This is a genomic window from Burkholderia cepacia, assembly GCF_001039005.1.
Classification (GTDB): Bacteria; Pseudomonadota; Gammaproteobacteria; order Burkholderiales; family Burkholderiaceae; genus Burkholderia; species Burkholderia theae.
In genome coordinates, this window is record NZ_LDWR01000023.1 from 16,983 (window position 1) to 41,310 (window position 24,328).

At 68.4% G+C, this 24,328-nt stretch carries 23 protein-coding genes; 14 read left to right on the forward strand and 9 right to left on the reverse strand.

From position 1 onward, the window contains the following. Positions 1 to 220: 220 nt before the first annotated feature. The 4 genes from VL15_RS14405 (at position 221) to VL15_RS14420 (ending at position 5,039) form a co-directional block, all read left to right on the forward strand. Positions 221 to 1,378 carry an FAD-dependent monooxygenase gene (locus VL15_RS14405; protein ID WP_048246305.1) on the forward strand — a complete coding sequence of 386 codons (1,158 nt, stop codon included), beginning with the start codon at positions 221 to 223 and terminating at the stop codon, positions 1,376 to 1,378. Positions 1,379 to 1,548: 170 nt separating this feature from the next. Continuing rightward, positions 1,549 to 2,052 carry a (2Fe-2S)-binding protein gene (locus tag VL15_RS14410; RefSeq protein ID WP_048246306.1) on the forward strand — a complete coding sequence of 168 codons (504 nt, stop codon included), beginning with the start codon at positions 1,549 to 1,551 and terminating at the stop codon, positions 2,050 to 2,052. Further along, positions 2,042 to 4,483 carry a c-type cytochrome gene (locus VL15_RS14415; protein WP_048246307.1) on the forward strand — a complete coding sequence of 814 codons (2,442 nt, stop codon included), beginning with the start codon at positions 2,042 to 2,044 and terminating at the stop codon, positions 4,481 to 4,483. Before VL15_RS14410 ends, VL15_RS14415 begins: the two co-directional genes overlap by 11 nt. A 223-nt stretch (positions 4,484 to 4,706) precedes the next feature. Next, positions 4,707 to 5,039: a hypothetical protein gene (locus VL15_RS14420; protein WP_048246308.1), complete on the forward strand. Its 333-nt coding sequence runs from the start codon at positions 4,707 to 4,709 to the stop codon at positions 5,037 to 5,039. Positions 5,040 to 5,160: 121 nt separating this feature from the next. Here the strand turns inward: VL15_RS14420 and mmsB are convergent, their stop codons facing one another. The 3 genes from mmsB to VL15_RS14435 all read right to left on the reverse strand — a co-directional run bounded on the left by mmsB (position 5,161) and on the right by VL15_RS14435 (position 9,128). Beyond that, the gene (mmsB, locus tag VL15_RS14425) at positions 5,161 to 6,051 is read right to left on the reverse strand and encodes a 3-hydroxyisobutyrate dehydrogenase (protein ID WP_048246309.1); all 891 of its coding nucleotides are present in this window, start codon (positions 6,049 to 6,051) and stop codon (positions 5,161 to 5,163) included. Positions 6,052 to 6,162: 111 nt separating this feature from the next. Then, positions 6,163 to 7,689 carry a CoA-acylating methylmalonate-semialdehyde dehydrogenase gene (locus tag VL15_RS14430; RefSeq protein WP_048246310.1) on the reverse strand — a complete coding sequence of 509 codons (1,527 nt, stop codon included), beginning with the start codon at positions 7,687 to 7,689 and terminating at the stop codon, positions 6,163 to 6,165. Positions 7,690 to 7,799: 110 nt separating this feature from the next. Continuing rightward, positions 7,800 to 9,128, reverse strand: coding sequence for an MFS transporter (locus tag VL15_RS14435; protein ID WP_048246311.1), 1,329 nt, complete (start codon positions 9,126 to 9,128; stop codon positions 7,800 to 7,802). A gap of 156 nt (positions 9,129 to 9,284) precedes the next feature. On the opposite strand from VL15_RS14435, the gene VL15_RS14440 reads away from it, so the two are divergent. Both VL15_RS14440 and VL15_RS14445 read left to right on the forward strand, forming a co-directional pair. Further along, positions 9,285 to 10,244, forward strand: coding sequence for a LysR family transcriptional regulator (locus tag VL15_RS14440; RefSeq protein ID WP_048246312.1), 960 nt, complete (start codon positions 9,285 to 9,287; stop codon positions 10,242 to 10,244). Between the two features lie 97 nt (positions 10,245 to 10,341). Further along, the gene (locus VL15_RS14445; RefSeq protein ID WP_048246313.1) at positions 10,342 to 10,845 is read left to right on the forward strand and encodes a hypothetical protein; all 504 of its coding nucleotides are present in this window, start codon (positions 10,342 to 10,344) and stop codon (positions 10,843 to 10,845) included. On the opposite strand, the gene VL15_RS14450 is transcribed toward VL15_RS14445, so the two are convergent. The 3 genes from VL15_RS14450 to VL15_RS14460 all read right to left on the reverse strand — a co-directional run bounded on the left by VL15_RS14450 (position 10,836) and on the right by VL15_RS14460 (position 13,418). Continuing rightward, positions 10,836 to 11,846, reverse strand: coding sequence for a hypothetical protein (locus VL15_RS14450; RefSeq protein ID WP_230684444.1), 1,011 nt, complete (start codon positions 11,844 to 11,846; stop codon positions 10,836 to 10,838). The two genes, VL15_RS14445 and VL15_RS14450, sit on opposite strands and share 10 nt — an antisense overlap. Next, positions 11,843 to 12,565, reverse strand: coding sequence for a haloacid dehalogenase type II (locus VL15_RS14455; protein WP_048246315.1), 723 nt, complete (start codon positions 12,563 to 12,565; stop codon positions 11,843 to 11,845). Before VL15_RS14455 ends, VL15_RS14450 begins: the two co-directional genes overlap by 4 nt. Before the next feature lie 214 nt (positions 12,566 to 12,779). Next, positions 12,780 to 13,418, reverse strand: a complete 639-nt coding sequence (locus VL15_RS14460) for a hydrolase (RefSeq protein WP_048246316.1) — start codon at positions 13,416 to 13,418, stop codon at positions 12,780 to 12,782. A 203-nt stretch (positions 13,419 to 13,621) separates the two neighbouring features. Here VL15_RS14460 and VL15_RS14465 point away from each other — a divergent pair, with 203 nt between their 5' ends. Together VL15_RS14465 and VL15_RS14470 are read left to right on the forward strand one after the other, a co-directional pair. After that, complete coding sequence (locus VL15_RS14465) at positions 13,622 to 14,515, forward strand: LysR substrate-binding domain-containing protein (protein ID WP_048246317.1); 894 nt, start codon at positions 13,622 to 13,624, stop codon at positions 14,513 to 14,515. A 435-nt stretch (positions 14,516 to 14,950) separates the two neighbouring features. Beyond that, complete coding sequence (locus VL15_RS14470) at positions 14,951 to 17,200, forward strand: putative bifunctional diguanylate cyclase/phosphodiesterase (protein ID WP_048246318.1); 2,250 nt, start codon at positions 14,951 to 14,953, stop codon at positions 17,198 to 17,200. Between the two features lie 15 nt (positions 17,201 to 17,215). On the opposite strand, the gene VL15_RS14475 is transcribed toward VL15_RS14470, so the two are convergent. Together VL15_RS14475 and VL15_RS14480 are read right to left on the reverse strand one after the other, a co-directional pair. After that, complete coding sequence (locus VL15_RS14475) at positions 17,216 to 18,283, reverse strand: diguanylate cyclase domain-containing protein (protein ID WP_048246319.1); 1,068 nt, start codon at positions 18,281 to 18,283, stop codon at positions 17,216 to 17,218. A 58-nt stretch (positions 18,284 to 18,341) separates the two neighbouring features. Beyond that, the gene (locus VL15_RS14480) at positions 18,342 to 19,346 is read right to left on the reverse strand and encodes a chemotaxis response regulator protein-glutamate methylesterase (protein WP_048246320.1); all 1,005 of its coding nucleotides are present in this window, start codon (positions 19,344 to 19,346) and stop codon (positions 18,342 to 18,344) included. A gap of 462 nt (positions 19,347 to 19,808) precedes the next feature. Here VL15_RS14480 and VL15_RS14485 point away from each other — a divergent pair, with 462 nt between their 5' ends. Beyond that, on the forward strand, positions 19,809 to 20,237 hold the full coding sequence (locus VL15_RS14485) for a hypothetical protein (protein WP_048246321.1): 429 nt from the start codon (positions 19,809 to 19,811) through the stop codon (positions 20,235 to 20,237). Positions 20,238 to 20,296: 59 nt separating this feature from the next. Here the strand turns inward: VL15_RS14485 and VL15_RS14490 are convergent, their stop codons facing one another. Further along, positions 20,297 to 20,521: a hypothetical protein gene (locus tag VL15_RS14490; RefSeq protein WP_048246322.1), complete on the reverse strand. Its 225-nt coding sequence runs from the start codon at positions 20,519 to 20,521 to the stop codon at positions 20,297 to 20,299. 327 nt (positions 20,522 to 20,848) lie between these two features. Here VL15_RS14490 and VL15_RS14495 point away from each other — a divergent pair, with 327 nt between their 5' ends. The 5 genes from VL15_RS14495 to VL15_RS43580 all read left to right on the forward strand — a co-directional run bounded on the left by VL15_RS14495 (position 20,849) and on the right by VL15_RS43580 (position 24,204). After that, positions 20,849 to 21,538, forward strand: a complete 690-nt coding sequence (locus tag VL15_RS14495; protein WP_048246323.1) for a DUF969 domain-containing protein — start codon at positions 20,849 to 20,851, stop codon at positions 21,536 to 21,538. Further along, positions 21,535 to 22,485, forward strand: coding sequence for a DUF979 domain-containing protein (locus VL15_RS14500; protein ID WP_048246324.1), 951 nt, complete (start codon positions 21,535 to 21,537; stop codon positions 22,483 to 22,485). The genes VL15_RS14495 and VL15_RS14500 overlap by 4 nt, the downstream gene beginning before the upstream one ends. A gap of 19 nt (positions 22,486 to 22,504) precedes the next feature. Next, the gene (locus VL15_RS14505; RefSeq protein WP_048246383.1) at positions 22,505 to 23,527 is read left to right on the forward strand and encodes a DUF2891 domain-containing protein; all 1,023 of its coding nucleotides are present in this window, start codon (positions 22,505 to 22,507) and stop codon (positions 23,525 to 23,527) included. A gap of 142 nt (positions 23,528 to 23,669) precedes the next feature. Next, positions 23,670 to 23,993, forward strand: a complete 324-nt coding sequence (locus tag VL15_RS14510; RefSeq protein ID WP_048246325.1) for a hypothetical protein — start codon at positions 23,670 to 23,672, stop codon at positions 23,991 to 23,993. 76 nt (positions 23,994 to 24,069) lie between these two features. Then, positions 24,070 to 24,204 carry a hypothetical protein gene (locus VL15_RS43580; RefSeq protein WP_268991205.1) on the forward strand — a complete coding sequence of 45 codons (135 nt, stop codon included), beginning with the start codon at positions 24,070 to 24,072 and terminating at the stop codon, positions 24,202 to 24,204. The last annotated feature ends 124 nt before the right edge of the window (positions 24,205 to 24,328 follow it).

The window sequence follows — 24,328 nt, forward strand, 5'->3', positions numbered from 1 at the left end:
TACATTTGAAAATGGCAATGCATCAAAATGATGTTCGGCGCGGTGTGATCGTTTATGTACGTGGGAATTCAACGAAATATCGGTGTTTTCCCGAATGCGAATGAAGCGGTCAACAATCCGCTTGTCCTGAATAAATTGAGTGTGTACGCTATATAAACGCCATTCAATCCACCCGTCATCGCGCCGCGTCCGGCGACGGGCCCACGATCAGGAGATCCGCATGAGCACACCCCGTATCGCAATCATCGGCGCCGGTCTCGGCGGCACGGCCGCCGCGGCGCTGCTTCAGCGCAGCGGCTACGATGTCGCGCTGTACGAGCAGGCACCGGCGTTCTCGCGCCTCGGCGCGGGCATCCACCTCGGCCCGAACGTGATGAAGATCATGCGGCGCATCGGCTGCGAGGACGCGTTGAACACGATGGGTTCGCACCCGGATTTCTGGTACAGCCGCGACTGGCAGAGCGCCGACGTGCTCGCGCGGATCCCGCTCGGCGACTACGCGCGCAAGACCTACGGCGCGAGCTACCTGACCGTGCATCGCGGCGATTTCCATGCATTGATGACGCAGGCGGTGACGCCCGGCACGATCCGCTTCGGCAAGCGGCTCGCGGCGGTGGAGGACACCGGCGACGCGGTGCGCCTGACGTTTGCCGACGGCAGCGTCGACACGGCCGACATCGTGATCGGCGCGGACGGCGTGAATTCGCGGATCCGCGAGCACCTGCTCGGCGCGGAACCGCCGCGCTACACGGGCTATGTCGCGCACCGCGCGGTGTTTCCGGCGTCGCTGCTCGGCAACAAGCCGTACGACATGTGCGTGAAGTGGTGGTCGGAGGATCGCCACATGATGGTCTATTACGTGACCGAGAAGCGCGACGAGTATTACTACGTGACCGGCGTGCCGCAGGCCGAATGGCCCGAAGGCGTGTCGATGGTCGACAGCAGCCGCGACGAAATGCGCGAAGCGTTCGCGGGGTTCCATTCTGATATTCAGCACTTGATCGACGTGTCGCCGTCGATCACCAAATGGCCGCTGCTGGAGCGCGACCCGCTGCCGCTGTGGAGCCGTGGCCGCCTGGTGCTGCTCGGCGACGCGTGTCATCCGATGAAGCCGCACATGGCGCAGGGCGCGGCGATGGCGATCGAGGATGCCGCGATGCTCGCGCGCTGTCTCGACGAGGTCGGTGCCAGCGATTACGCAGGCGCGTTCGCACTGTACGAGGCGAATCGCGCGGCGCGTGCGTCGAAGGTGCAGCTCGTGTCGCACAACAACACGTGGCTGCGCACCAACGAGGATCCGTCGTGGGTGTTCGGCTACGACGTGTTCGACGTGCCGCTCGTGGCGCCGTCGCGCAGTGGCGTGGCGGCCGCGGCCTGACGCGCACGCGGTTCCCGCGCCGGCTGTGTTGCCGCCGGCGCGCGATCGATGCGCCGATACCGCGCGTTTTTCGGCGTGTTATATGTCAGGCGCGCGCCGGCGGTGCCAGCCGGCGGCAGTGCCCGCCGCCGGCCGACCGTCGGCTCGCGCTCCGCATTCCGGATCCATTCATGTCCCATCCCGCTTCTCCGTCGCGGCCGCTGACGTTTCGCGTGAACGGCACGCCGCACACCTTCGACGATGCCGCGCCCGATGCGCCGCTGCTGCTGGTCCTGCGCAACGACTGCGCGCTCAACGGCCCGAAATACGGCTGCGGGCTCGGGCAGTGCGGCGCGTGCACGGTGCTCGTCGACGGACAGGCGACGCGCTCGTGCGTCGTGCCGGCCGCCGCCGCGCGCGGGCGCGAGGTCACGACGCTGGAAGGGCTCGGGTCGCGCGACGCGCCGCATCCGATCCAGCGCGCGTTCATCGACGAGCAGGCCGCGCAATGCGGTTATTGCCTGAACGGGATGATCATGAGCACGAAGGCGCTGCTCGACCGCCATCCCGCGCCGGACGATGCGGCGATCCGCGACGCGCTGCGCTTCAATCTTTGCCGCTGCGGCACGCACCTGGAGATCCTCCGGGCCGTGCATCGCGCCGCGCGCTATCTGCGGGATGGCCATGAAGCATGACGTAAGCCTGCCCGCGCAGCCGGAACGTGTGATGGCGCACGAGCCACGCGATGAAGCCGGCACCGACGCACCGCACACGCACCACGCGCGTTACGCATGGCCGATCGGCGAAACACGCGCGCAGGCGTCGCTCGATGTCGAAACGCACACCGCGCCCGACGGGCGGATGACGACCTGGCGCTATCGCGCGCAGGAAGCCGGCACGGTCACGGTAACGGACGATGGTCGTGTGCCGCACGCTTCGACGAACGACGGCGCGGATCCCGGCCCGGCAGCGCCGTTCGTCTACCGGCATGCACAGACGTCGATCGAGCTGGCCGATACCGGCGGCGCGATTCCGGGGCACGCGCACGTGTTTGCGCGCGAATCCTTCGTCGACGAACTCGCGGACGCGCTGCGGCGTGACCCGGTCGCGTTGCGTCTGCAGCATCTCGATGCATCGCGGGATGCGGGGCCGCGCGAGATTATCCGGATGGTCAGCGAGCGCGCCGCATGGGGTGCGCCGATCGCGGCGGATGCGAACGCCCATGTGCGGGTCAGCGGCCGCGGCTTCGCATTCGATGGCGCCGGCGTGCCTGCCGCGCTGCCCGGTGATGAACCTTCGGCTGCAACGGCTGCAGATGCCGAACATGACGGCGAGACACACTGGTCCGCGTGGGTCGTCGATCTTGATGTCGATCGTGCGACGGGCGATGTCGCGGTACGGCGCGTCGTGGCCGGGCAGGGTGCAGGCGAACCGGGCGACGCGTCGCTGGCCGGCTTGCCCGCATGGCAGATCGAGGCGGCGATTTCGCGCGTGATGGGCACGCGATTGTCCGCGCGGCCCGCGCATGACGAAACCGGTCCGGGTGCACAGCCGGATGCGATCGCGCACGAGCTTGTGGCGTTCGACGACGCGGCGCATCGCGCGCACGGCGATCTGTCCGCGTACGACGCGCGCCGGATCGAGCAGGCGGCCGCACCGGCCGCGGCGGCGATCGCGAATGCGCTGTACGACGCGACGGGCGTGCGGTTTCGCGCACCGCCGTTCGACGCCGGGCGGATTCGCGCGGCGCTCGCGCGACCGGTGCCGGCCGATTCCGGCGACGGGCCGCGCAACGTGCCGCGCCGCGCATCGCGCTGGCGCCGCTGGCTGGCCGGCGGTGGCGCGGGTGGCGTGGTCGGTGGACTGATCGGGCTCGCGTGCGCGATCTTGCCGGGGCCCGCGCCGATCGCGCCCGTCGCACCCGGCGGCGCGGACGGCGCGATGTGGAGCGCGGCGACGCTCGAACGCGGTCGCCAGGTCGCACTCGCCGGCGATTGCACGGTGTGCCACACCGCGCCCGGCGGCGCGACCAACGCGGGCGGGCTCGCGCTCGATACGCCGTTCGGCACGATCTATACGTCCAACCTCACGCCCGATCCGGACACCGGCATCGGCACCTGGTCGTATCCGGCGTTCGCGCGCGCGATGCGCGAAGGCATTTCGCGCGACGGCACGCACCTGTACCCGGCGTTCCCCTATACGGCGTTCGCGAAGCTGAGTGAGCCCGACCTGCTCGCGCTCTATGCGTACCTGATGTCGCAGCCGCCGGTGAAGCACGTGCCGCCGAAGACGAAGCTGCCGTTTCCGCTCGACCAGCGGCGTCTCGTCGCCGGATGGAACTGGCTGTTTCACGACGCGCGGCCGTTCGCGCCGGACCCGGCGCGCTCCACGCTGTGGAATCGCGGCAAGTATCTGGTCGACGGCGCCGGGCACTGCGGCGCGTGCCACACGCCGCGCAACGCGCTGGGCGCGGAGAAGGGCGGCTTCGCGTACCTGTCGGGCGGCGAGGCCGAGGGATGGGTCGCGCCGCCGCTCGTCGCGTCGCCGGCCGCACCCGTGCCGTGGACCGAAGGTGCGCTGTTCGACTACCTGCACACGGGCTTTTCCGCGCAGCATGGAGTCGCGGCCGGGCCGATGGCGCCCGTCGTCGCGGGGCTCGCGTCGCTGCCCGAGTCGGACGTGCAGGCGATCGCGCACTATCTCGCGTCGCTGTCGCCGCCCGTCGACGCCGCGGTGGCCGCCGACGCGGCCAGCCGGCAGGCGCGCGGCGCGGAAGCCGTCGCAACGCTCGGCCTCGAGAACGGCCGCCGCGCGTTCGACGCGGCGTGCGCGGTCTGTCACGCGGAATCGGGCGGGGTCGGGCATTTCGGCGTGCGCCCGCTGATGGGGCTCAATACGAGCGTCAGCCAGGCCGCGCCGGACAACCTGCTGCGCGTGCTGCATCACGGGATCGACCAGCCGGCCACCGACCAGCTCGGTTACATGCCGGGCTTCGGCGACGCGTTCGACGACCGGCAGATGGCCGAACTCGCCGCATACATTCGCGCGCGCTACGCGCCGGGGCAGCCGGCGTGGCGGGATCTGGCGCAAGCGTCGGCGAGGATCAGGCAGGAACGCGTGCATTGACCGATGCGTCGGCGTGAGCGCGCGAATCGGCGCGCCGGCAGGACAAAACTACCCACTGCGTGAAAACGCGGGCAGCGCCGGCTGTAAATCTTGCCTGCGCCAGCGATCGTTTAACCATTCGAAACAATGTGTTCACTGAAAAGGGCATGATCTCCGGCGATCGAGCAGGCATACTGGCGCCTATGTTGCTCAATGCACGCCAACCCGGCGTGCGCCTGTTCCCATGTCCATTCCAGTACCTTTTCGAATCCTGCGATGGTTGACCGTCGCGGCTGCCGCATGCTTGCTCGCCGCGTGTTCGACCGCTTCCGACGTGACCGCGACGTCGAACCCGAACGTATTTACCGTGACGACGCGCACGGTCGGCGTATCGACGACGTGGGCCGATGCCCACGAGAAGGCTTTCAACGAAGCCAACAACTTCTGCACGCAGCGCGGCATGCGCGCGAGCATGAAGCAGGAATCGCTGACCGGCGGCAGCCGCGTCGATGCGCGCTCCGAACTCGCGTTCGAGTGCCATCCGACCTTCGAAACGGCGTCGAACCCGCGCGGTTGAACATCCGGCGGCGTTGCCGCGCCGCCGGTGCCCGCATTCTCCGTCCCCCGCATGCAAACCGACTCGCGATGCGTCGCAAGCGCATCGCGGGTCGGTGCACGTCCGGCGTCGGCTGCGCAGGTTACGCGGGCTGCGCCTCGTACAGCTTCACGCATGCGGAGAAGTCGAGCGTGCCGAGTCCCTGCTGGCTCATCGACTGATACAGCTGCTGCGCGAGCGCGCCCATCCATACCGGCTGATGCGCGCTCCGTGCGGCTTCGGTCGCGAGCCCGAGATCCTTCAGCATCAGGTTCGCCGCGAAACCGCCCGCATAACCGCGTGCGGCCGGCGCCGTGCCGCTCACGCCCGGATACGGGTTGTACGTATCCGAACTCCAGCAGCGGCCGGTCGACGTGTTGATGATGCCGGCCAGCACGGCCGGATCGATGCCGAGCGCGGCGCCGAGCGCCATCGCTTCGGACACGCCCATCATCGAAATCCCGAGCAGCAGGTTGTTGCAGATTTTCGCGATCTGCCCGGTGCCCGTGCCGCCGCAATGCACGACGTTCTTGCCCATGTCGAGCAGCACGGGGCGGATGCGCTCGAACAGCGCGGCATCCGCGCCGACCATGAAGGTCAGCGTGCCGGCCTGCGCGCCGCCGGTGCCGCCCGACACGGGCGCGTCGGCGAGCGGGAAGTCGCGCTGCGCGGCGGCTTCGGCCACCGCGCGCACGGTGCCGGGATCGATCGTGCTGCAGTCGATCAGCGTTGCGCCGGCGCGCGCGCCGGCCAGCACGCCGTCGTCGCCGAGGTAGACGGCGCGCACGTGCTGCGCGGCCGGCAGCATCGTGATCACGACCGCTCCGCGGGCGGCTGCGTCGCGCGGCGAGGCCGCCGCCGTCGCGCCGGCGCGCACCGCGGCGTCGACCGCGTGCGCGTCGAGGTCGAACACCGTCAGCGTGTGGCCGGCCTTGAGCAGGTTGGCGGCCATGGGGCCGCCCATGTTGCCGAGCCCGATGAATGCGATTTCCATGTGTAGTCCCGTGTGTCGACCGGACTTGGCGCTTTAGCGCTTAGTCCGGTCCCATGCTTCGCGGTCGACCTGCGTTGGCGCTTTAGTGCTTACGCAGGTCCCATGCATAGCTCAGCGCAGCGCGATCGTCGTGTTCACGCCGCCGGCCGTCGCGTCGTCGTCGAACCAGCGCGCGGTGACCGTCTTCGTCTGCGTGTAGAACTGCACGACCTGCTTGCCGTACGGGCCGAGATCGCCGAGCTTCGAGCCGCGCGAGCCCGTGAAGCTGAAGTAGGGCACCGGCACCGGAATCGGGATGTTGATGCCGACCTGGCCGATGTCGATCTCGCTCTGGAACTTGCGTGCGGCCGCGCCGCTCTGCGTGAACAGCCCCACGCCGTTGCCCATCGGGTTGCGGTTGACGAGCGCGATCGCTTCGTCGAGCGTGTCGGCTTCGAGCACGACCACCACCGGCCCGAAGATTTCTTCCGTATAGATCGACATGTCGGTCGTCACGCCCGAGAAGATCGTCGGGCCGACGAAGTTGCCGTGCTCGTAGCCGGGCACCGTCACGCCGCGGCCGTCGAGTTCGAGCGTCGCGCCGGCCTTCACGCCTTCGTCGATCAGCGCGATGATGCGCGCGTGCGCGGCCTTCGACACGACCGGCCCGACATCCGTGCCCGGCTCGTGGCCCGCGTTGATCTTCAGCACCTTCGCCTTCTCGACGAGATCGGGCAGCCAGTCGCGCGCCTGGCCGACGAGCACGACGACCGACGTCGCCATGCAGCGCTGGCCGGCCGCGCCGAAGCCCGCGCCGACGAGCGCGTTGATCGACTGCTCGCGGTGCGCATCGGGCAGCACCACCGCGTGGTTCTTCGCGCCCATCATCGACTGCACGCGCTTGCCGTGCTGGCTGCCGAGGTTGTACACGTGCGTGCCGACGCGCGTCGAGCCGACGAACGAGATCGCCTTGATGTCCGGATGCGTGCAGAGACGGTCGACCACCGTCTTGCCGCCGTGCACGACGTTCAGCACACCCTGCGGCACGCCGGCCTCGATCGCGAGTTCGACGAGCTGCATCGTCGACAGCGGATCCTGTTCCGACGGCTTCAGCACGAACGTGTTGCCGCACACGATCGCCATCGGGAACATCCACAGCGGGATCATCCCGGGGAAGTTGAACGGCGTGATGCCCGCGCACACGCCGATCGGCTGGCGCAGCGTGTAGGTATCGACGCCGCCCGCGACGTTCTCCGCGAATTCGCCTTGCTGCAGCGTGCCGATCGAGCACGCATGCTCGACCACTTCGAGGCCGCGGAAGATGTCGCCCTGCGCGTCGGGCAGCGTCTTGCCCTGTTCGGCGGTGAGCGTGTGCGCGATCCGTTCGAGATTGCGGCGCACGAGATCCTGGAACTTCAGCATGATGCGCAGCCGCGCGCCGATTGGTGTCGTTTTCCACGTCTGGAACGCACGCTGCGCGGACGCGATCGCGGCGTCGACCTCGTCGAGCGTCGCATACGGCACGCGGCCGATCACTTCCTGCGTCGCGGGGTTGACGATGTCGCCCCATTCGGCGCTTTGCGATTCGACGAACGCGCCGTCGATCAGCAGCTTGGCGGTGGGCAGGGCGAGGGTGGTCTGGGGAACTGCGGCGTTCATGGATGTCTCCGGAAAACGGTGTGGCGATGAAAAAGGGGCCCCGGCATCCGCCGCGCATGCATGCACGGCGGACGGCAGGGTGAACTGAAATCGATTCGGCGCAGGCGCGTTCAGGCGCGTTCAGGCGCGGGCGGGCGCATCAATGCGGTACACCCGAGCGCGAACACGCCGAAGCCGACGAGGTAGGCGATCACGTAGTGCGGCTGGCCGCCGCCGACCTTGAGCAGCGACGTCGCGATCATCGGCGCGAAGCCGCCGCCGATTACGCCGGCCAGCTGCACTGACAGCGAGATGCCGCTGTAGCGGATTTCCGCCGGGAACTGCTGCGCGAACAGCAGCGCTTCCGGCGCATAGAGGATCGGGAACACGACGCCGAGGCCGAGCACGATCGCCCACCACGCATACGACGTCTGCTGCGTGCCGAGCATCATGAAGAACGGCGCGGCGAACGCGCACATCAGCACGAGGCCGATCGCGAACATCCGGCGCTGGCCGATCTTGTCGCTCAGGTGGCCGCACAGCGGCATCGTGACGAGCGACAGCGCGGCGCCGGCCGTGATCGCATGCAGCATCCCGGCCTTCGGCAGATGGAGCTGCTGCGTCGCGTAAGCGAGTGCGAACGTGACGACCATGTAGAACCAGGTGTTTTCGGCGGCGCGCGCGCCGACGATCGTCAGCACCTCGCGCGGATGGCGGCGCAGCGCGGCCGTCACGGGCGACTTCTCGGCCTTGCCCTGGCGTCGGATCTTCTCGAAGTCGGGCGACTCGGGCACCTTCGCGCGGATGAACCAGCCGAGGCCGACCAGCGCGATGCTCGCGAGGAACGGCACGCGCCAGCCCCACGACAGCATGTCGGCTTCCGGCAGCGCGGCCACCGCGGCCATCGCGACCGACGACAGGATCAGGCCGAGCCCGACGCCCGTCTGCGGCAGGCTGCCGAACAGCCCCTTGCGGCCCTTCGGCGCGTGTTCGACGGCCATCAGCACCGCGCCGCCCCATTCGCCGCCGACCGCCATCCCCTGCAGGAAGCGCATCGCGATCAGCAGCGCGGCCGCCCAGTAGCCGATCCGGTCGTACGACGGGATCAGCCCGATGATCATGCTCGGCACGCCCATCAGCAGCAGCGTGATCATCAGCATCGACTTGCGGCCGATGCGGTCGCCGAAGTGGCCGAACACGATGCCGCCCATCGGCCGTCCGATGAAGCCGACCGCGAACGTGCCGAACGCGGCGAGCGTGCCGACGACGGGGTCCAGCGACGGGAAGAAGATGCGGTTGAACACGAGCGCGGCGGCCGTGCCGTAGAGGAAGAAGTCGTACCACTCGATCGTCGTGCCGGCCATGCTGGCCCAGCCGGCCAGCAGGTAGTGCTTCGCGGTGCGGGCGGGTGCCGGCGTCGCGACTGTCGCATGCTCATCGAGGGTGGATCGCGTCTGCATGGTGTCTCCGTGGTGGGTGCCGCGGCTCGTGGTCCGCAGGTCACGGTCGAGTATAGTTATGCGCAGATTCATGATGTACCGATAAAGAAACCGGTTGGATGTGCATTTATGCATATCGACGGCCGGCCCGGAGACTCCAGCCCTTTTTCCCCGCCGATGCGACATGCCACCGAGCCGGTTTCCGGCAACCTGAACTGGGACGACCTGCGCTTCTTCCTCGAAGTCGCGCGCACGCAGCGCGCGAGCGGCGCCGCGAAGCGGCTCGGCGTCGACTACACGACCGTCGCGCGGCGCATCCGCGCGCTCGAGGCTGCGATCGGCACGCTGCTGTTCGACAAGTCGCGCTCCGGCGGCTTCACGCTGACGGCCGAAGGGCAGCGGCTCGTCGCGTATGCCGACGCGATGGAGACGACCGTGCAGTCCGCGTGCGACCAGGTCGCGAACACGGGCGCGGCGTTGTCGGGCCACGTGCGGATCGGGTCGACGGAAGGGTTCGGCTGCTTTTTCCTGGCGCCGCAGCTCGCGCAGTTTCGCGCCGCGCATCCGCACGTGACGGTCGACCTGCTGCCGGTCCCGCATTTCGTCAACCTGCCGAAGCGCGAGGCCGATCTGGCGATCACGCTCGAGCGGCCCGATCGCGGGCCGTACGTGGTCACCAAGCTGTGCGACTACCAGTTGCGGCTCTATGCGACGCGCGACTATCTCGCGAACCACGCGCCGATCACGTGCACGGACGATCTCGCGCGGCATGCGTTCATCAGCTATGTCGACGATCTCGCGTTCAGCAACGAGCTGCTGTACCTGGAGCGCGCGGTGCCGGGCGCGACGGCCGGGCTGCGCACGACGAGCGTGATCGCGCAATATTTCGCGGCGCTGCAGGGTGGCGGGCTCGCGATCCTGCCGTGCTTCATGGCGGCCACGCAGCCGGCGCTGGTGCCCGTGCTGCCGGACGACGTGGTCGTCACGCGGTGTTTCTGGCTGACCTGCCGGGAAGATCTGCGTAAGCTGCGGCGCGTGACCGCGCTGTGGGATTACCTGCGCGCGGCGGCGGATGCGAATCGGGCATTGCTGATGGGCGAATCGGGGAAGCTGATGTTTGTCGGCGAGCCGGCGTAGCGGGGGACGGAGGCGGCGGCGGTGCCCGGGCGGCACAAGGCGACCGCGAGGGCTATCATCCCGTCATATCCGCATCGCCAGCCGCGAGGAGCGTGTCGTGGAAATTCATTCGCAGTGGACCTTCGATTGCCGGCCCGAGCATGTGTGGCCGCATTTTCTCCATGCCCGGATGGACGACACGCGGCCGTTGCTGTTCCGCCTCGGCGTGCCTAAGCCGGTCAGTTGCCGCGTGCTTGAAGGCACGCCGGCCGTCGGCAACACGCGCCAGTGCACGACCGATCGCGGCACGATCGACCAGCGGATCCTCGTGCTCGACGAGAATCGCCGGCTGCGTTACCGGATGGTGTCGTCGACGGTCTGGTGCCGCGACTGGGTCGGTCTGCTCGAGGACGAATTCACGCTGACGCCGGTCGAAGGCGGCAAGACGCGCGTGGAGCGGCGGACCGTGTTCAGCGCGCGCGGTTTCCTGAAACCGATCCGTCAGATCGGCCTGTGGGTGGCGCTGCAGCAGGCCCACCGGTATGCGGCGCGCAACTGGCGGCGTCTTGCGAGCGCGGCTGCGGACAAGCCGGCGCGCGGGAGCGCCGGACGCTACGCGTAATAGATCTGACCGATATCCGTGTCGCGCGCCTGGCCCTTGCGTTCGGCCTCGCCGCGGGCGTCGGCGAAATCGCGCGTGCACAGATCCGGGCGGCCCAGCGCATTCAGGATGCTCGACGTGCGCCACGCCGGCAGCCAGTCGGACCATGACAGCCGCACGCCGATGATCAGGGCCAGCAGGACGCCCATCATCAACGGCCCGCCCAGCAGCATGAGCAGGTCGAGCCCGAGATCGGAAAACCCGCCGTCGCCGGTCCAGAGCACCAGGATCATCATCGGGACGACCAGGCAGTTCACGCCGATGAACGACCATTTCCAGGCCAGCCACAGCGTGTGCGTCAGGCCGGCCAGCCCCGTATTACCGCACGCGTAATCCATTGCCAGATAGCGCCGGTCGGGAGACGACAGCGCAAACAGGCGGCCTTGCCGGTTGATGACGGCCACGACCTCGTCGCCGACGTCGAAGCATTGCCCGCCCAGGAAACCGCGATACGTTTGCCCGCCGATTTCGATTTCCACCGGAAGTTTGGCGAGGATGATCCTGCCGTTCTTGCCGACGGTCACGGATGCGTTCTGCGACACGTAGGTCTTGCTGTCGCGGATATTCGCGTACGACCACGTTGCCGGATGCGCGATCTTGTCGGCCTCGGCATCCAGCTTCGCGAGGATGCTGTCTTCGCTGGTTTGCTGAAACACCAGCGCATTCGCCGCGGCGCCGTTGCCGGTCAGCGCCGCCATGATCGGCACCACGTTGTGCGTGAACCAGTAGCCGAGCGATTGCTTCCTGGCTTCCGGGTCGACCGGCCGTATCGGATGGCCTTCTGAACTGTCCTGATCCGGGCGCTCGAGGAAGCGCAGCGCGGTCAGTTTGCCTTCTACCAGATGCAGCGGAGATGACATGCGGGCACGCAAATCGGAAAGGGCAATGGTTGCGGAGTCTACCAGTCGCCGGGCGTGCCGTGCGGTCTGTCGCGCGGCGCGCACGGCGCACGCGCCGCTCAAGCCGGGCAGCCGAGCCGGTCCGCGAGTTCGTTCAGATCCTTGACGTCGAAGTCCCATGCATCGTCGGCTTGCAGGTCGGTCGTCTGGCCGGGCCCGTGTTCGGTCGGCCGCAGCACGAACGCGGTCGACAGCCCGAGCCGGCGCGCGGCGGCGAGGTCGCCGTTGTGGGCCGCGACGAGGCACAGCTCGGCCGGCGCGACGCCGAGAATCTCGACCGTGTCGCTGTACACCTGCGGCGACGGCTTGTACGCGCGGACGACCTCGGCGCCGAGGATCGCGTCCCACGGCAGCCCCGCGCGTTTCGCGACGTCGACCATCAGCCGGATGTTGCCGTTCGACAGCGGCGCGATGATGAAGCGCCGCTTCAGCCGGTGCAGCGCGGCGACGGCGTCGGGCCACGGATCGAGGCGGTGCCACGCGAGGTTGAGCGCATCGATGTCCGCGTCGGGCACGTCGACGATTCCGTAGCGGTCGAGCGTGCGGACGAGGTTCTCGCGATGCAGGACGTCGAGCCGCACGTAGCGCCTGCGCCCGCTGCGAATCTCTTCCATCGACGGCGAATATTCGGCGCGCCACGCGTCGGCGAACGCGAACGGATCGAGCGCGGGCGCGTAGCGATCCAGGAACGCGGCGGCACCGCGTGCGACGCCGCTTCTCCAGTCGACGATCGTTCCGAAGACATCGAAAACGAGCGCCTTGATTTCGGCAGGATGCGTCATGGTGATCCCGTGAAAGTCGTTCGATGAGGAGGCACATCACCGTGCCGCCGGAATGCGCGACGCCGGTTCGATCGACATTGAATCACGGATACGAAAACGCGGCTTGGTCGGCCGCGATGCCGTCCGGGTGCTGCCGGAACGGATGAAACGGGCACGGCATGGGCGCGTGCGGCCGCCGGCGGGAATATGTCCGCGGCCGCGCGCGCCGGGCCGGTCAACTCTTGTCGTACGAGAACTGGATGCCGGCGGTGCCGCCGGTTTCGATGAACAGATCGATGAACGCCGGCACGGTGGCGCTGCGCGCCCAGTCGCGCTGCAGCTCGCAGAACAGCTGCGCGACGCTGATCATCTGGCCGCCGGCCTGCTCGATGCGGCGCAGCGCGGCTTCGTGCGCGGCGACCGACGTGCCGCCGACGGCGTCGACGACCACGTACACCTCGTAGCCGGCCTTCAGCGCGTCGAGTGCCGGGAACGTCAGGCACGCTTCGGTCCACAGCGCGGTCATGATCAGCTTCTTGCGGCCGGTCGCCTCGACGGCCTTGCGGAATTCGACGTCCTCCCACGAGTTGATGCTCGTGCGGTCGTAGGTCGGATAACCTTCGAGCGCCGCGCGCAGTTGCGGGATCGGCGGCTTGTTCAGGCCCGTCTTTACGTTGACGGTCGAGTGGACGATCGGCAGGTCGTACGCGACGGCCGCTTTCGATGCGCCGACGATGTTGTTGACCAGCAACTGGCGATCCATCGACGCGATGGAGTTCACCTGGACCGGCTGGTAATCGATGACGATGAACGCCGCGTTCTGCGGGGTGAGCAGGTGGTCGTTCGCCGGGTCGCGAATCGGTTCGCTTGCCATGGTTGCCTCCAGAGACAGTGCAGGAAATGAGGGGGAGCCCCGAGCTCGGTGAATCGGCCGGGCGGCCGAGGGAACCGGCTGAAATGAAATCATTCCCGGCCGCCTCGACTGCGTCGATCCACGTCGAATCAAGATGCTATTCGTGGAACAACCGGCATTCCAGTCCCTTAAAATGGCGTCAGTGTTCTATGAATGGAACAATCATGGATGACTTGAACGACCTCTACTATTTCGTGAAAGTGGTCGAACACGGCGGGTTCACGCAGGCGGGGCGCGCGCTGGATGTCCCGAAATCGACGTTGAGCCGGCGCATCGCGGCGCTGGAGGCGCGGTACGACGTGCGGCTGCTGCAGCGCACGACGCGTCACTTCACGGTGACGGAAACCGGGCGCGAATTCTACGAGCGCTGCCTCGCCGTGCTGGTCGAAGCCGATGCCGCGCGCGAGGTGATCGAGCGCCGGCACGCGGAGCCGCGGGGCATCGTCCGCGTGAGTTGCCCGACCGCGCTGCTCGAATATCGCGTGAGCGAGCTCGTCGCGCGTTTCATGGCGATTCATCCGCAGGTGCAGGTGCATCTCGAGGCGACGAACCGCCGCGTCGACCCGCTGAGCGAAGGGTTCGACCTCGCGCTGCGCGTGCGTTTTCCGCCGCTGGAGGACAGCGATCTCGTGATGCGCATTCTCGGCGACAGCCCGCAGCGGCTGGTGGCCGCGCCGCAGTGGCTGGACGGGCGCGCCGCGCTGTCGGACCCGGCCGAGCTGGCCGGCGCGCCGAGCCTCGACTGGGGGCCGGCGCGGCATCACGTGTGGCAACTGGTCGGGCCGAACGGCGAGCACGCGCAGCTGCGCCATCATCCGCGCTTCGTGACCGACGACATGCATGCGTTGCGCGATGCGGCGATTCACGGCGTCGGCATCGTGCAATTGCCGTGCATGGTCGTCGAGGACGACCTGCGCGACGGCACGCTGGTCGACGTGCTGCCGGGATGGGCGCCGAAGGGCGGCGTGATGCACGCGGTGTTTCCGTCGCGACGCGGGCTGCTGCCGCGCGTGCGCCTGCTGATCGACTTCCTGGCCGAACACATCCGCAAGGATTGACGGGCGGTGCGCAGTATGCGGTGCCCGCGGGCGTGTCGGTCGCGGCCGCGATCGATGCGCTGAAAGCCGTGACGCGCCCGCATTCCGGCGCGGACGGTTGACCGGGGCGGAAGCAGGGCGCTGCCACAATCCGACGAATCGATTTCAAGGGCGGCGCGCGCGGCACACGGATGTGCCCGAGGCCGTTGCACGGCGCGCAAGTCTTTCGATAAGCTGACTGGCGGCCGCAAGCGCCGCCGCGACCGCGCGTAACCCCTGATGCTCGCGGATGCGCGGGGCGTCACGGATTGGTGTTAAATGTATTTCGGCGCACCTTGGCTCGGTGCGCAACGGGGCGCACCGGGCATCGGCGTAAACCCGGAGCGAAAAACGGCACGAAGGATCGATAACGAATCGGGCGTATCAGACCCGGTCGCACAGACGGCAGGATTCAACTTGAATACCGAACCGCAAAGCTCTCGATACAGCCTCGGTCTCGCGGCGGAACTACTCGCGTCCGAGCAAAGCGTGCTGAGGCTGATCACGCGCAACACACCGCTGCCGGAACTGCTGATCGAAGTCTGCCGGCGTGCCGAGACTTTGCTCGGCGACGGCGCATCCTGCACGATCCTGCTGCTCGATACCGACGGCGTGCACGTGCGCGTCGGCGCCGCGCCGTCCTTGCCTCCGCAGTACAGCGCCGCGATCGACGGCGCGTCGATCGGGCCCGCGGCGGGCTCATGCGGCACGGCGATGTACGAGCGCCGGATGGTCGCCGTCGAGGACATCGAAACCGATCCGCTGTGGGCCGACTACCGTTCGTTCGCGTTGCCACTGGGCCTGCGCGCGTGCTGGTCGGTGCCGTTCCTGGACGAAGCGGGCGTCGTGCTCGGCGCGTTCGCCGTCTATCATCGCCGGCCACGTCGGCCAAGCGATGAGGAAACCGAACTATTGCGCGATATCGGCAACAGCGTCGGCCTCGCGGTGCACCAGGACCGGATGGTGCGGCAACTCGCGCGCAGTGAGGAACATCACCGGCTCGTCGTCAACAGCCTGAACGAAGGGATCCTCGTCGTGTCGCGCGACGGCGTCGTGGTCGCGAGCAACCCGAGCGCGAACCGGATGCTGCGCGTGAAGGGCGACCTCGTCGGCCGCCGGCTGTCGACGGTGATCCTGCGCAAGCTGCAGGAGGACGGCACGCCGATCGCGCCCGACGACTGGCCGAGCCGGCTCGCGCTCGAGACGGCCACGCCGATGCTCGACTACACGGTCGGCTTCGGCCTGGCGGACGGCGACATCATCTGGGTGCGCGGCAACGCGGTGCCGATCGTGAAGCCGGGCGAGCTTCGGGCCGACTCGGTGCTCGTATCGTTCAACGACATCGGCCCGGTGCGCGAAGCGCAGCAGCAGTTGCGCTACCTGGCCACGCGCGATGCGCTGACGGGCCTCTACAACCGCCGCTGGCTTGCCGAGCGCATGCGCGAACTGTTCGGCGATCGCGATGCGGCGGCCGGGCCCGCGCGCGTCGCGATCCTGTTCATCGATCTCGTCGGCTTCAAGAAGGTCAACGACACGGCCGGCCACGACGCGGGCGATGCGCTGCTGCGCAGCGTCGCGTCGCGGCTCGCGGCTTGCGGGGGCGGCCAGTACGCGCTCACGCGCGTCGGCGGCGACGAGTTCGTGATCCTCGTCGACGACTGCGACGATCCGGAGCGCCTCGAGGTGCTCGCGCGCGAGGTGATCGACGTGATCGCGAAGCCGTTCGCGATCGCGAACAACGAGTACTGGCTCGGCGTGTCGATCGGGATCAGCGTCGCGCCGCGCGACGGCGACGACGCCGTCACGCTGATGCGCAACGCCGATTCGGCGATGTACGACGCGAAGCAGCGGGGCCGCAACCACTTCACGTTCTTCACCGCGCAGCTCAACCTGCGGCTGCAGCGCCGTTTCGCGATCGAGCAGTCGCTGCGGCGCGCGCTCACGACGGACATGCTGCGGCTCGCCTACCAGCCGGTCGTCGACGCGCGCAGCGGCCGCACGGTCGGCGCCGAGGCGCTGCTGCGCTGGACCAGCCCCGAACTCGGGCCGATGTCGCCCGCGGAATTCATTCCGGTTGCCGAAGACACCGGGCAGATCGTCGCGATCGGCCAGTGGGTGCTCGAAACCGCATGCCGGCAGGCGGCCGAATGGCGCCGCACGATCGCGCCCGACTTGATGCTGGCCGTGAACCTGTCGCCGCGGCAGTTCCACGAAGGGCTCGTCGAATCGGTCGACCGCTGTCTCGCGCAAACGCGGCTCGATCCGTCCGCGCTTGAACTCGAGATCACCGAAGGACTGCTGATGAACGATACGGACACCGTGCTGCCGATGCTCGAAGCGCTCACGGACATGAACGTGCGGATCTCGGTCGACGATTTCGGCACCGGTTATTCGTCGCTCGCGTACCTGAAGCGCTTTCCGCTGCACAACCTGAAGGTCGACCGCTCGTTCGTGTCGGGCGTGCCCGATCATCACGATTCGGTCGCGATCACGCAGGCCGTGGTCGCGATGGCGCATTCGCTCGGGATGAAGGTCACGGCCGAAGGGGTCGAGACGCAGGCGCAATCGTGGTTCCTGCAGCAGATCGGCTGCGACATGCAGCAGGGCTACCTGTTCAGCCGTCCGCTGGACCCGAACGACTACGCGCGCCGGCTCGGCGCCGTGTGAACGCGGCGCCCGGGCTCATTCGCCGGGCGGCGCGCCGAACCCGCCGGCGCCCGGCGGCGTCGGCGTCAAATCGATCTCGACGCGGTTCTTGCCTTCGTGCTTCGCGCGATACAGCGCGCGGTCGGCTGCCTCGATCAGCGTGGTCGTCGGCATGCCGGGCGCCGGCACGATGGTCGCGCCGCCGATGCTGATCGTCACGGTGTTGCCTGTCGACGAATGCGCGTGCCGCAGCCGCAGCGCCTCGACCGCGAGGCGGATCTTCTCGCCGAGCAGCCGCGCGGCGCCCGGCGACGTGGCCGGCATCACGACCGCGAACTCCTCGCCGCCGAAGCGCGCGGCGAGGTCGCCCGACTGCCCGAGACAGCGCTCGATGGTCGATGCGATCTGCTTGAGCACGCTGTCGCCCGACACGTGCCCGTACGTGTCGTTGTACAGCTTGAAATTGTCGACGTCGATCATCAGCAGCGACAGCTCGCTGCGCTCGCGCGTGCCGCGCCGCCATTCGGCGGCCAGGTATTCGTCGAGATAGCGCCGGTTCGACAGCCCGGTCAGGCCGTCCGAGTGCGTGAGGCGCCGCAGTTCCAGATTGGCCTCGAGCAGTTGCTGCTGCGATTGCCGCAGCGCGCGATAGGCTTCGTCGCGCTGCAGCAGGTTCATGTACGAGCGCGAGTGGTAGCGGATGCGTGCGACGAGCTCGATGCGGTCGGGCAGCTTCACGAGGTAGTCGTTCGCGCCGGCCGCGAACGCGGCGCTCTTGATCACGGGCTCTTCCTGCGTCGACAGCACGATGATCGGCACGTCGCGCGTCGCCGGATTCGCGCGGTATTCCTTCACGAGGCTCAGCCCGTCGGTGCCGGGCATCACGAGGTCCTGCAGGATCACGGTCGGCCGCGTCTCGATCGCGGTGGCCATCGCGTCGTCCGAACGCGGGCAGTAATGGAAGTCGATGCCGTCCTCGTCGACGAGCGCGCGCCGCACGGCTTCGGCGACGATCGTCTGGTCGTCGACCAGCAGCACCATCGCCGGCACGTCGACGTGCGGCGTGTACGGGCTGCCCGGCGGGCGAGTCAGGTCACTGGTCATGATTGATGCGGGTTGTTGCAAGGGCAGGCATGGGTGTCGCGCGTGTTCATTGTCGGGCTCAGATCCGCGCGAGCGTCGCCAGCTCGCCCGCGATGCGCCCGAGCGGCAGGATCGCGCGCGCCGCGCCGAGCGTCGCGGCCGCCTTCGGCATACCGTACACGGCGCTCGTCGCCTCGTCCTGCGCGATCGTGTGGTAGCCCTTCATCCGCAGCGCCTTCAGGCCGATCGCGCCGTCGCGTCCCATCCCCGTGAGCAGCACGCCGATCACGCGACCGGGCCAGTGCTCGGTCAGGCTGTTGAAGAACACGTCGACCGACGGCCGATACGGCGTGGCGGCCGGCTCGCGGGTGTATTCGAGCGTGCCGGAGTGCGTGATGCGCAGGTGATCGTCGGTTGCGGCGAGCAGCGCGACGCCCGGCTGCGGGCGGTCGCCTTCGCAGGCGACGCGCACGGTGAGCGGGGTCTGGCCGTCGAGCCATTGCGCCATGCCTTCGGCGAATGCGCGGTCGACGTGCTGCACGATCACGATCGGCGCGCTGAAATCGGCCGGCAGGCTGCCGAGGATCGACGCCAGTGCGCCGGGGCCGCCGGCCGATGCGCCGATCGCGACCAGCGGGCCGCCGCCCGCGCGGATGGCCGTGGCGGCGAGGCGCGTGCCGCCGGGCGCATCGAGCAGCCGGCCGATCTGGTCGATCTTCGCGAGCAGCAGTTTGGTCGTGTCGCCGGCCGCGCCGTCGCCGAATCGCGGCGTATCGACCGCGTCGAGCGCGCCGGCGCCCATCGCCTCGAACACGCGCCATGCGTTCGCGCCGATGCAGCTCGTCACGATCAGGATTGCGCACGGTCGTTCGGATCGCATGATCCGCCGCGTCGCTTCGATCCCGTCGAATTTCGGCATGATCAGGTCCATCAGGACGACGTCGGGCGGCTGCGTGGCGCACAGTTCGACGGCTTGCGCGCCGTCGGTCGCGACCCACAGCACGCGGTGCTCGGGCCGTCGCGCGATCGCGCGGCGCATCGCCTCGACGGCTAGCGGGAGGTCGTTGACGATGCCGATGTTCACAAGCGGAATTCTCCGGTCGGTTCGTAGTGTTGGAGGTAGGCCGGGTTCATGGAAGGGGCTGCCTGTTCGGTGCCGCCGGGCGGGTTATCGGCGGCCGGACGGCGCGGCATTCTTTTCGGTTGGCAACGCCCAGCATGCTGTCATGCGGCGCGGGCGGCGGCAATCGAAAAATTCTCGCCATGGGCCTTTTCAGTGCATTTCCTCTATGGTGCGCGGTAGGTCGGGGGGCGGCCGATGCACGCCGCGCGGCCCGCGAAAACCGGTCGCCAGGTGGCTGGCCGACGGTACGCCGTGCGATCATGGCGCGCCGTTTACTCCTTCCACTGAACGAATGCTGCCGAGCGACATGAACGAGAAACCCCGTTTTCGCATGACCGTGCGCGCCATCTTCGCGTGCTTGTGTGTCACGCCATCGGCAGGGCGACGCGGCATCGGCGGGGAACCGGCCGCAAGGCGGGCGCCGTGACCGCGCCCGACACCACGCTCGTCAGTCGCGATCCGTACGCACCGGTCGTGATCGAGCGCGACGGCCGGTTGCTGTACCGGATCGACATCGAGAGCGGGCACGCATCGTTCTACCGCGAGTTTCCGGTCGACCGCGACGCGGTGCGTGTGCTGCGCGACGACGCCGAGCGTTATTACTTCCTGTTCGCGGCGCTTCACCATCCGTACCAGCTGCGCGCGACGAACCTGTCCGACGCCGAGCGCGAACGCTACTTCGGCACGATCCTGTTTGCGGGGCGAGACGAGGTCGAGGCCTTCCTGACCCAGCTCGACCGCGGCAGTAACGGCGCCGTATCGAACCTGCTGAGGATCTTCACGCAGGCCGACTACGGGCAACTGCGCGCGGGCCGGTGGTTCGGCACGGGCGCCGGCACGCCGGCCGCATAACGGCACCCGAACGGGCAACCGGCCGCGCAGCGGATGCGCGGCCGTGCCGTCGATCGCCGTCAATGGCTGCGCGCGTACCCCTGGATCAGCGCGCGCATCATCCCTTCGACCGTCGCATCGAGCAGGTCGGATTCCTGCTCGGACTCCTCGACGAGCGCGGCATAGGCGGTCGCGAGCGTCACGCGGTCGACTTCATTGCGCTGCTCCATCAGCGTCACCATCCCGTCCTTCGCCAGATGAGCGGAGAACGCGCGGCTGCCGATGGTCTGGAATACGTCAATCATGGCGGCTCTCCCGTACGTTGCAGATGCTTTCCAGTGTAGTCGCCGCACCGGGGCTCCGCCACGCGCGGCGGCCGGCCGCTCGCCGCGCCCGGGCAGGAAATCCGTGCCGCGATGGACGCGCCCGCGGCGGCCAGCCGGCCACCGATTCCTCCGATGAAACGCCGCCCACACATGACCCGGACAGGTTTTCAACGTTTACCCGAAGCAGCAAATTGTCGACTTTTTATCGATAAAGTCTCGTGTTAGATTTCGCGATTCGAGCCCGGTCCAAACCGGGCAGGCGGCGCGTTGCGAAGGCGCCGTGGATCCGACACAAGGAGGAGAGCAATGCTGGTGCTGATTGGGGTGCCGATCGTCGTGATCGGTTTCGCGCTGCGCTTCAACGCGCTGCTGGTGGTCACGATCGCGGGGCTCGCGACGGGGCTGGCGGGCGGGCTGAATCTCGTCGACATCGTCAGCGCGTTCGGCAAGGCGTTCACCGAAAACCGCTACATGGGGCTCATCTGGCTGACGCTGCCGGTGATCGCGCTGCTCGAGCGCAACGGGCTCAAGGAACAGGCGAGGCGGATGATCTCGCGCGTGCAGGCGGCGACCACCGGCCGCGTGCTGATGCTGTATTTCGTGCTGCGCCAGGCGACGGCCGCGCTCGGCCTCACGTCGCTCGGCGGGCACGCGCAGATGGTGCGGCCGCTGATCGCGCCGATGGCCGAGGCCGCCGCCGTCAACCGGCACGGCGAGCTGCCCGAGTCGGTGCGCCAGCAGATCCGCGCGCATGCATCGGGCGTCGACAACATCGCCGTGTTCTTCGGCGAGGACATCTTCATCGCGATCCAGTCGATCCTGCTGATCAAGGGCTTTCTCGAACAGAACGGGATCGTCGTCGAGCCGCTGCAGGTGTCGGTGTGGGCGATCCCGACCGCGATCGCCGCGCTGCTGATCCACTGCACGCGCCTCGCGTTGCTCGATCGCCGGCTCGCGCGCGGCTTCGGCCTGCTGGGGCAGGAGGGCGCGCGATGATCGGCCTCGAATCGCTGTACACGCTCGCGGGGCTGATGTTCGCGGCGTTCGCGTACTTCAACCTGACGGACCGCACGAACCCGCGCCGCGTCGTCAATTTCGCGTTCTGGGGGATCTACGCGGTCACGTTCCTGTTCGGCGCGAAGCTGCCGCATTTCGTGACGGGCTGCCTCGCGATCGCGCTCGCGGTGATCGCCGGCTCGGGCAAGCTCGGGCGCGGCAAGTCCGACGAGGCTGGCGAAGCGGCGGCCGTGCGGCGCGAAACCCTCGCGCAGCGCTTCGGCAACCGGCTGTTCCTGCCCGCGCTGCTGATTCCGGTGGTCACGCTGATCGGCACGTTCGCGCTGAAGCTCGTACCGTTCGTCGATCCGAAGAGCGTGACGCTGATCTCGCTCGTGCTCGGCACGATCGTCGCGTTCGTCGTCGCGCTCGCGATGCTGCGCGATTCGCCCGTGCATGCGCTGAGGGAAGCGCGCCACACGATGGACGCGGTCGGCTGGGCCGCGATCCTGCCGCAGATGCTCGCGGCGCTCGGCGCGCTGTTCGCGGTCGCGGGCGTCGGCGGCGTGGTGTCGGGGCTCGTGAAGGACTGGGTGCCGATCGATTCGCCGTTCGCGGTCGTCGCGGCCTACACGGTCGGCATGGCGCTGTTCACGATGATCATGGGCAACGGCTTCGCCGCGTTCCCCGTGATGACGGCCGGCATCGGCCTGCCGCTGATCGTCCACCAGTTCCACGGCAACCCGGCGATCGTCGGCGCGATCGGGATGCTGAGCGGCTTCTGCGGTACGCTGATGACGCCGATGGCCGCGAACTTCAACATCGTGCCGGCGGCGCTGCTCGAACTGAAGGACAAGAACGGCGTGATCAAGGCGCAGTGGCCGACGGCCGTGCTGCTGCTGGCCGTGAACACACTGCTGATGTATGCGTTCGTATTCCGCTTCTGACTCGATGGACGAGATGCTCATGACCGACCGACTCACACCCGAACTCGCATCGAAATTCGCGTCGCTCGCGCTCGCGCACCTGACCCGCGAATATCCGAACAAGCTCACGCATTCGCTCGAAGGCCCGCACGACGTGCAGGGGCCGCGCGCGCTGCATCCGATCTTCTACGGCAGCTACGACTGGCATTCGTGCGTGCACGGCTACTGGCTCGTGCTGCGCGTGCTCGAACGTTATCCGGCGCTGCCGGAGGCCGAGCGCATCGTCGCGATCGTCGACGCGCACTTCACCGATGCGAACGTCGCCGGCGAGCGCGCGTATCTCGCGCTGCCGCACAACAGCGGCTTCGAGCGGCCGTACGGCTGGGCGTGGCTGCTCGCGCTGTCCGCGCAGCTCGAACGGCTCGCGCTGAAAGGCGCGCTGCCGCAGGCCGCGCGCTGGGCGAAGGCGATGGCGCCGCTCACCGACCTGTTCGTGTCGCGCTTCGAGACCTTCCTGCCGAAGGCGACCTATCCGCTGCGCGTCGGCACGCACTTCAACACCGCGTTCGCGCTGGCGCTCACGCTCGACTTCGCGCGCGACACGCAGCGCGACGGGCTCGCGGCGCTGATCGTCGATACCGCGAAGCGCTGGCACCTGAACGACGTCGCATGCCAGGCGTGGGAGCCGTCGGGCGACGAATTCCTGTCGCCCGCGCTGATGGAGGCCGAGCTGATGCGGCGCGTGCTGCCGGCAGCCGAATTCGACGGCTGGTTCGCGCGCTTTTTGCCGGATCTCGCGCGCGGCGAGCCGGCGACGCTGTTCGAACCGGCGACGGTCAGCGACCGCAGCGACGGCAAGATCGCGCACCTCGACGGGCTGAACCTGAGCCGCGCGTGGTGCCAGCGCGCGCTCGCCGGCGCGCTGCCGGAAGGCGATGCGCGGCGCGCGAAGCTGCTCGACGCGGCCGACCGGCATCTCGCGAGCGCGCTCGCGCACGTGGCCGGCGACTACATGGGCGAGCACTGGCTCGCGACGTTCGCGTTGCTCGCGCTGGAGGCGTAGCGCGCGGCCGTTGCGCTAGGTGCAACGGCAACGAAACCCCGCCGGCGGCAAGGTCATCGGCGCGCGGCTATACTCGCCGCTCGGGCCGCTTCGCGCAGCATGCGTTGCGCGAAGCGGCCATCCGCCAGTTCGCCGCCTCTTCATGGACAAGCTCATTTCCTACGTCGCCGCGATTCACGGGCTCGCCGGCCCGGTGTCGATCGTGTCTCACGCGACCTCCCACGACCGCTGGACCGACGACGACGTCGAAGTCACGCGCGACGAAACCGAATACCGCTTCGACAACGGCGCGATCGTGCGCCGCTCGGTCGAGCAGGACCGTGCGCCGTCGGACCTGCTGTGCGCCGAATGCTGGATCGATTACGACGTGCTGCGCCATCCCGATGCGCGGCCGATCAGCCCGTCGCGGCTGACGTTCGACAACGCGTGCCGCGAAACCTTCTGGCTGCGTTATCACCTCGCTTGAACGCTTGAACGCGTGACCGCCTGACCGCGCGCGGCCGCGTCAGCCCGGCGGCGCGCCATCGGCCGCATGCAGCAGCGTGAGCCGGGCGGCCGCGTCGCGCATCTTCGACACATTCACCAGCAAATCGTTGAGCGTCGCGTACGGGCTGACGTGCCGCGGCCGTCGCGAGCATCTCGACGACAGCGAACTGCTCGCCTATCCGCCGCGGTAATGCGCGGTCACGCATGACGCCGAAGGCCCGGCTGGTGAGCCGGGCCTTCGCGCATGCGGACCCTGGCCAGGCCCGATGGATTGTCTAGCCAACTATCAGTCCGCCCGATAGGACCGATCGGAGG

What these genes read in the sequence shown, in the direction of transcription:
- VL15_RS14490 (WP_048246322.1), bottom strand. Translation starts at nt 20,521, where the DNA reads ATGATTGACGTATTCCAGACCATCGGCAGCCGCGCGTTCTCCGCTCAT.
- mmsB (WP_048246309.1), bottom strand. Translation starts at nt 6,051, where the DNA reads ATGGAAATCGCATTCATCGGGCTCGGCAACATGGGCGGCCCCATGGCC.
- VL15_RS14420 (WP_048246308.1), top strand. Translation starts at nt 4,707, where the DNA reads ATGTCCATTCCAGTACCTTTTCGAATCCTGCGATGGTTGACCGTCGCG.
- VL15_RS14455 (WP_048246315.1), bottom strand. Translation starts at nt 12,565, where the DNA reads ATGACGCATCCTGCCGAAATCAAGGCGCTCGTTTTCGATGTCTTCGGA.
- VL15_RS14465 (WP_048246317.1), top strand. Translation starts at nt 13,622, where the DNA reads ATGGATGACTTGAACGACCTCTACTATTTCGTGAAAGTGGTCGAACAC.
- VL15_RS14435 (WP_048246311.1), bottom strand. Translation starts at nt 9,128, where the DNA reads ATGCAGACGCGATCCACCCTCGATGAGCATGCGACAGTCGCGACGCCG.
- VL15_RS14495 (WP_048246323.1), top strand. Translation starts at nt 20,849, where the DNA reads ATGCTGGTGCTGATTGGGGTGCCGATCGTCGTGATCGGTTTCGCGCTG.
- VL15_RS14415 (WP_048246307.1), top strand. Translation starts at nt 2,042, where the DNA reads ATGAAGCATGACGTAAGCCTGCCCGCGCAGCCGGAACGTGTGATGGCG.
- VL15_RS14505 (WP_048246383.1), top strand. Translation starts at nt 22,505, where the DNA reads ATGACCGACCGACTCACACCCGAACTCGCATCGAAATTCGCGTCGCTC.
- VL15_RS14500 (WP_048246324.1), top strand. Translation starts at nt 21,535, where the DNA reads ATGATCGGCCTCGAATCGCTGTACACGCTCGCGGGGCTGATGTTCGCG.
- VL15_RS14475 (WP_048246319.1), bottom strand. Translation starts at nt 18,283, where the DNA reads ATGACCAGTGACCTGACTCGCCCGCCGGGCAGCCCGTACACGCCGCAC.
- VL15_RS14460 (WP_048246316.1), bottom strand. Translation starts at nt 13,418, where the DNA reads ATGGCAAGCGAACCGATTCGCGACCCGGCGAACGACCACCTGCTCACC.
- VL15_RS14430 (WP_048246310.1), bottom strand. Translation starts at nt 7,689, where the DNA reads ATGAACGCCGCAGTTCCCCAGACCACCCTCGCCCTGCCCACCGCCAAG.
- VL15_RS14405 (WP_048246305.1), top strand. Translation starts at nt 221, where the DNA reads ATGAGCACACCCCGTATCGCAATCATCGGCGCCGGTCTCGGCGGCACG.
- VL15_RS14410 (WP_048246306.1), top strand. Translation starts at nt 1,549, where the DNA reads ATGTCCCATCCCGCTTCTCCGTCGCGGCCGCTGACGTTTCGCGTGAAC.
- VL15_RS14440 (WP_048246312.1), top strand. Translation starts at nt 9,285, where the DNA reads ATGCGACATGCCACCGAGCCGGTTTCCGGCAACCTGAACTGGGACGAC.
- VL15_RS14510 (WP_048246325.1), top strand. Translation starts at nt 23,670, where the DNA reads ATGGACAAGCTCATTTCCTACGTCGCCGCGATTCACGGGCTCGCCGGC.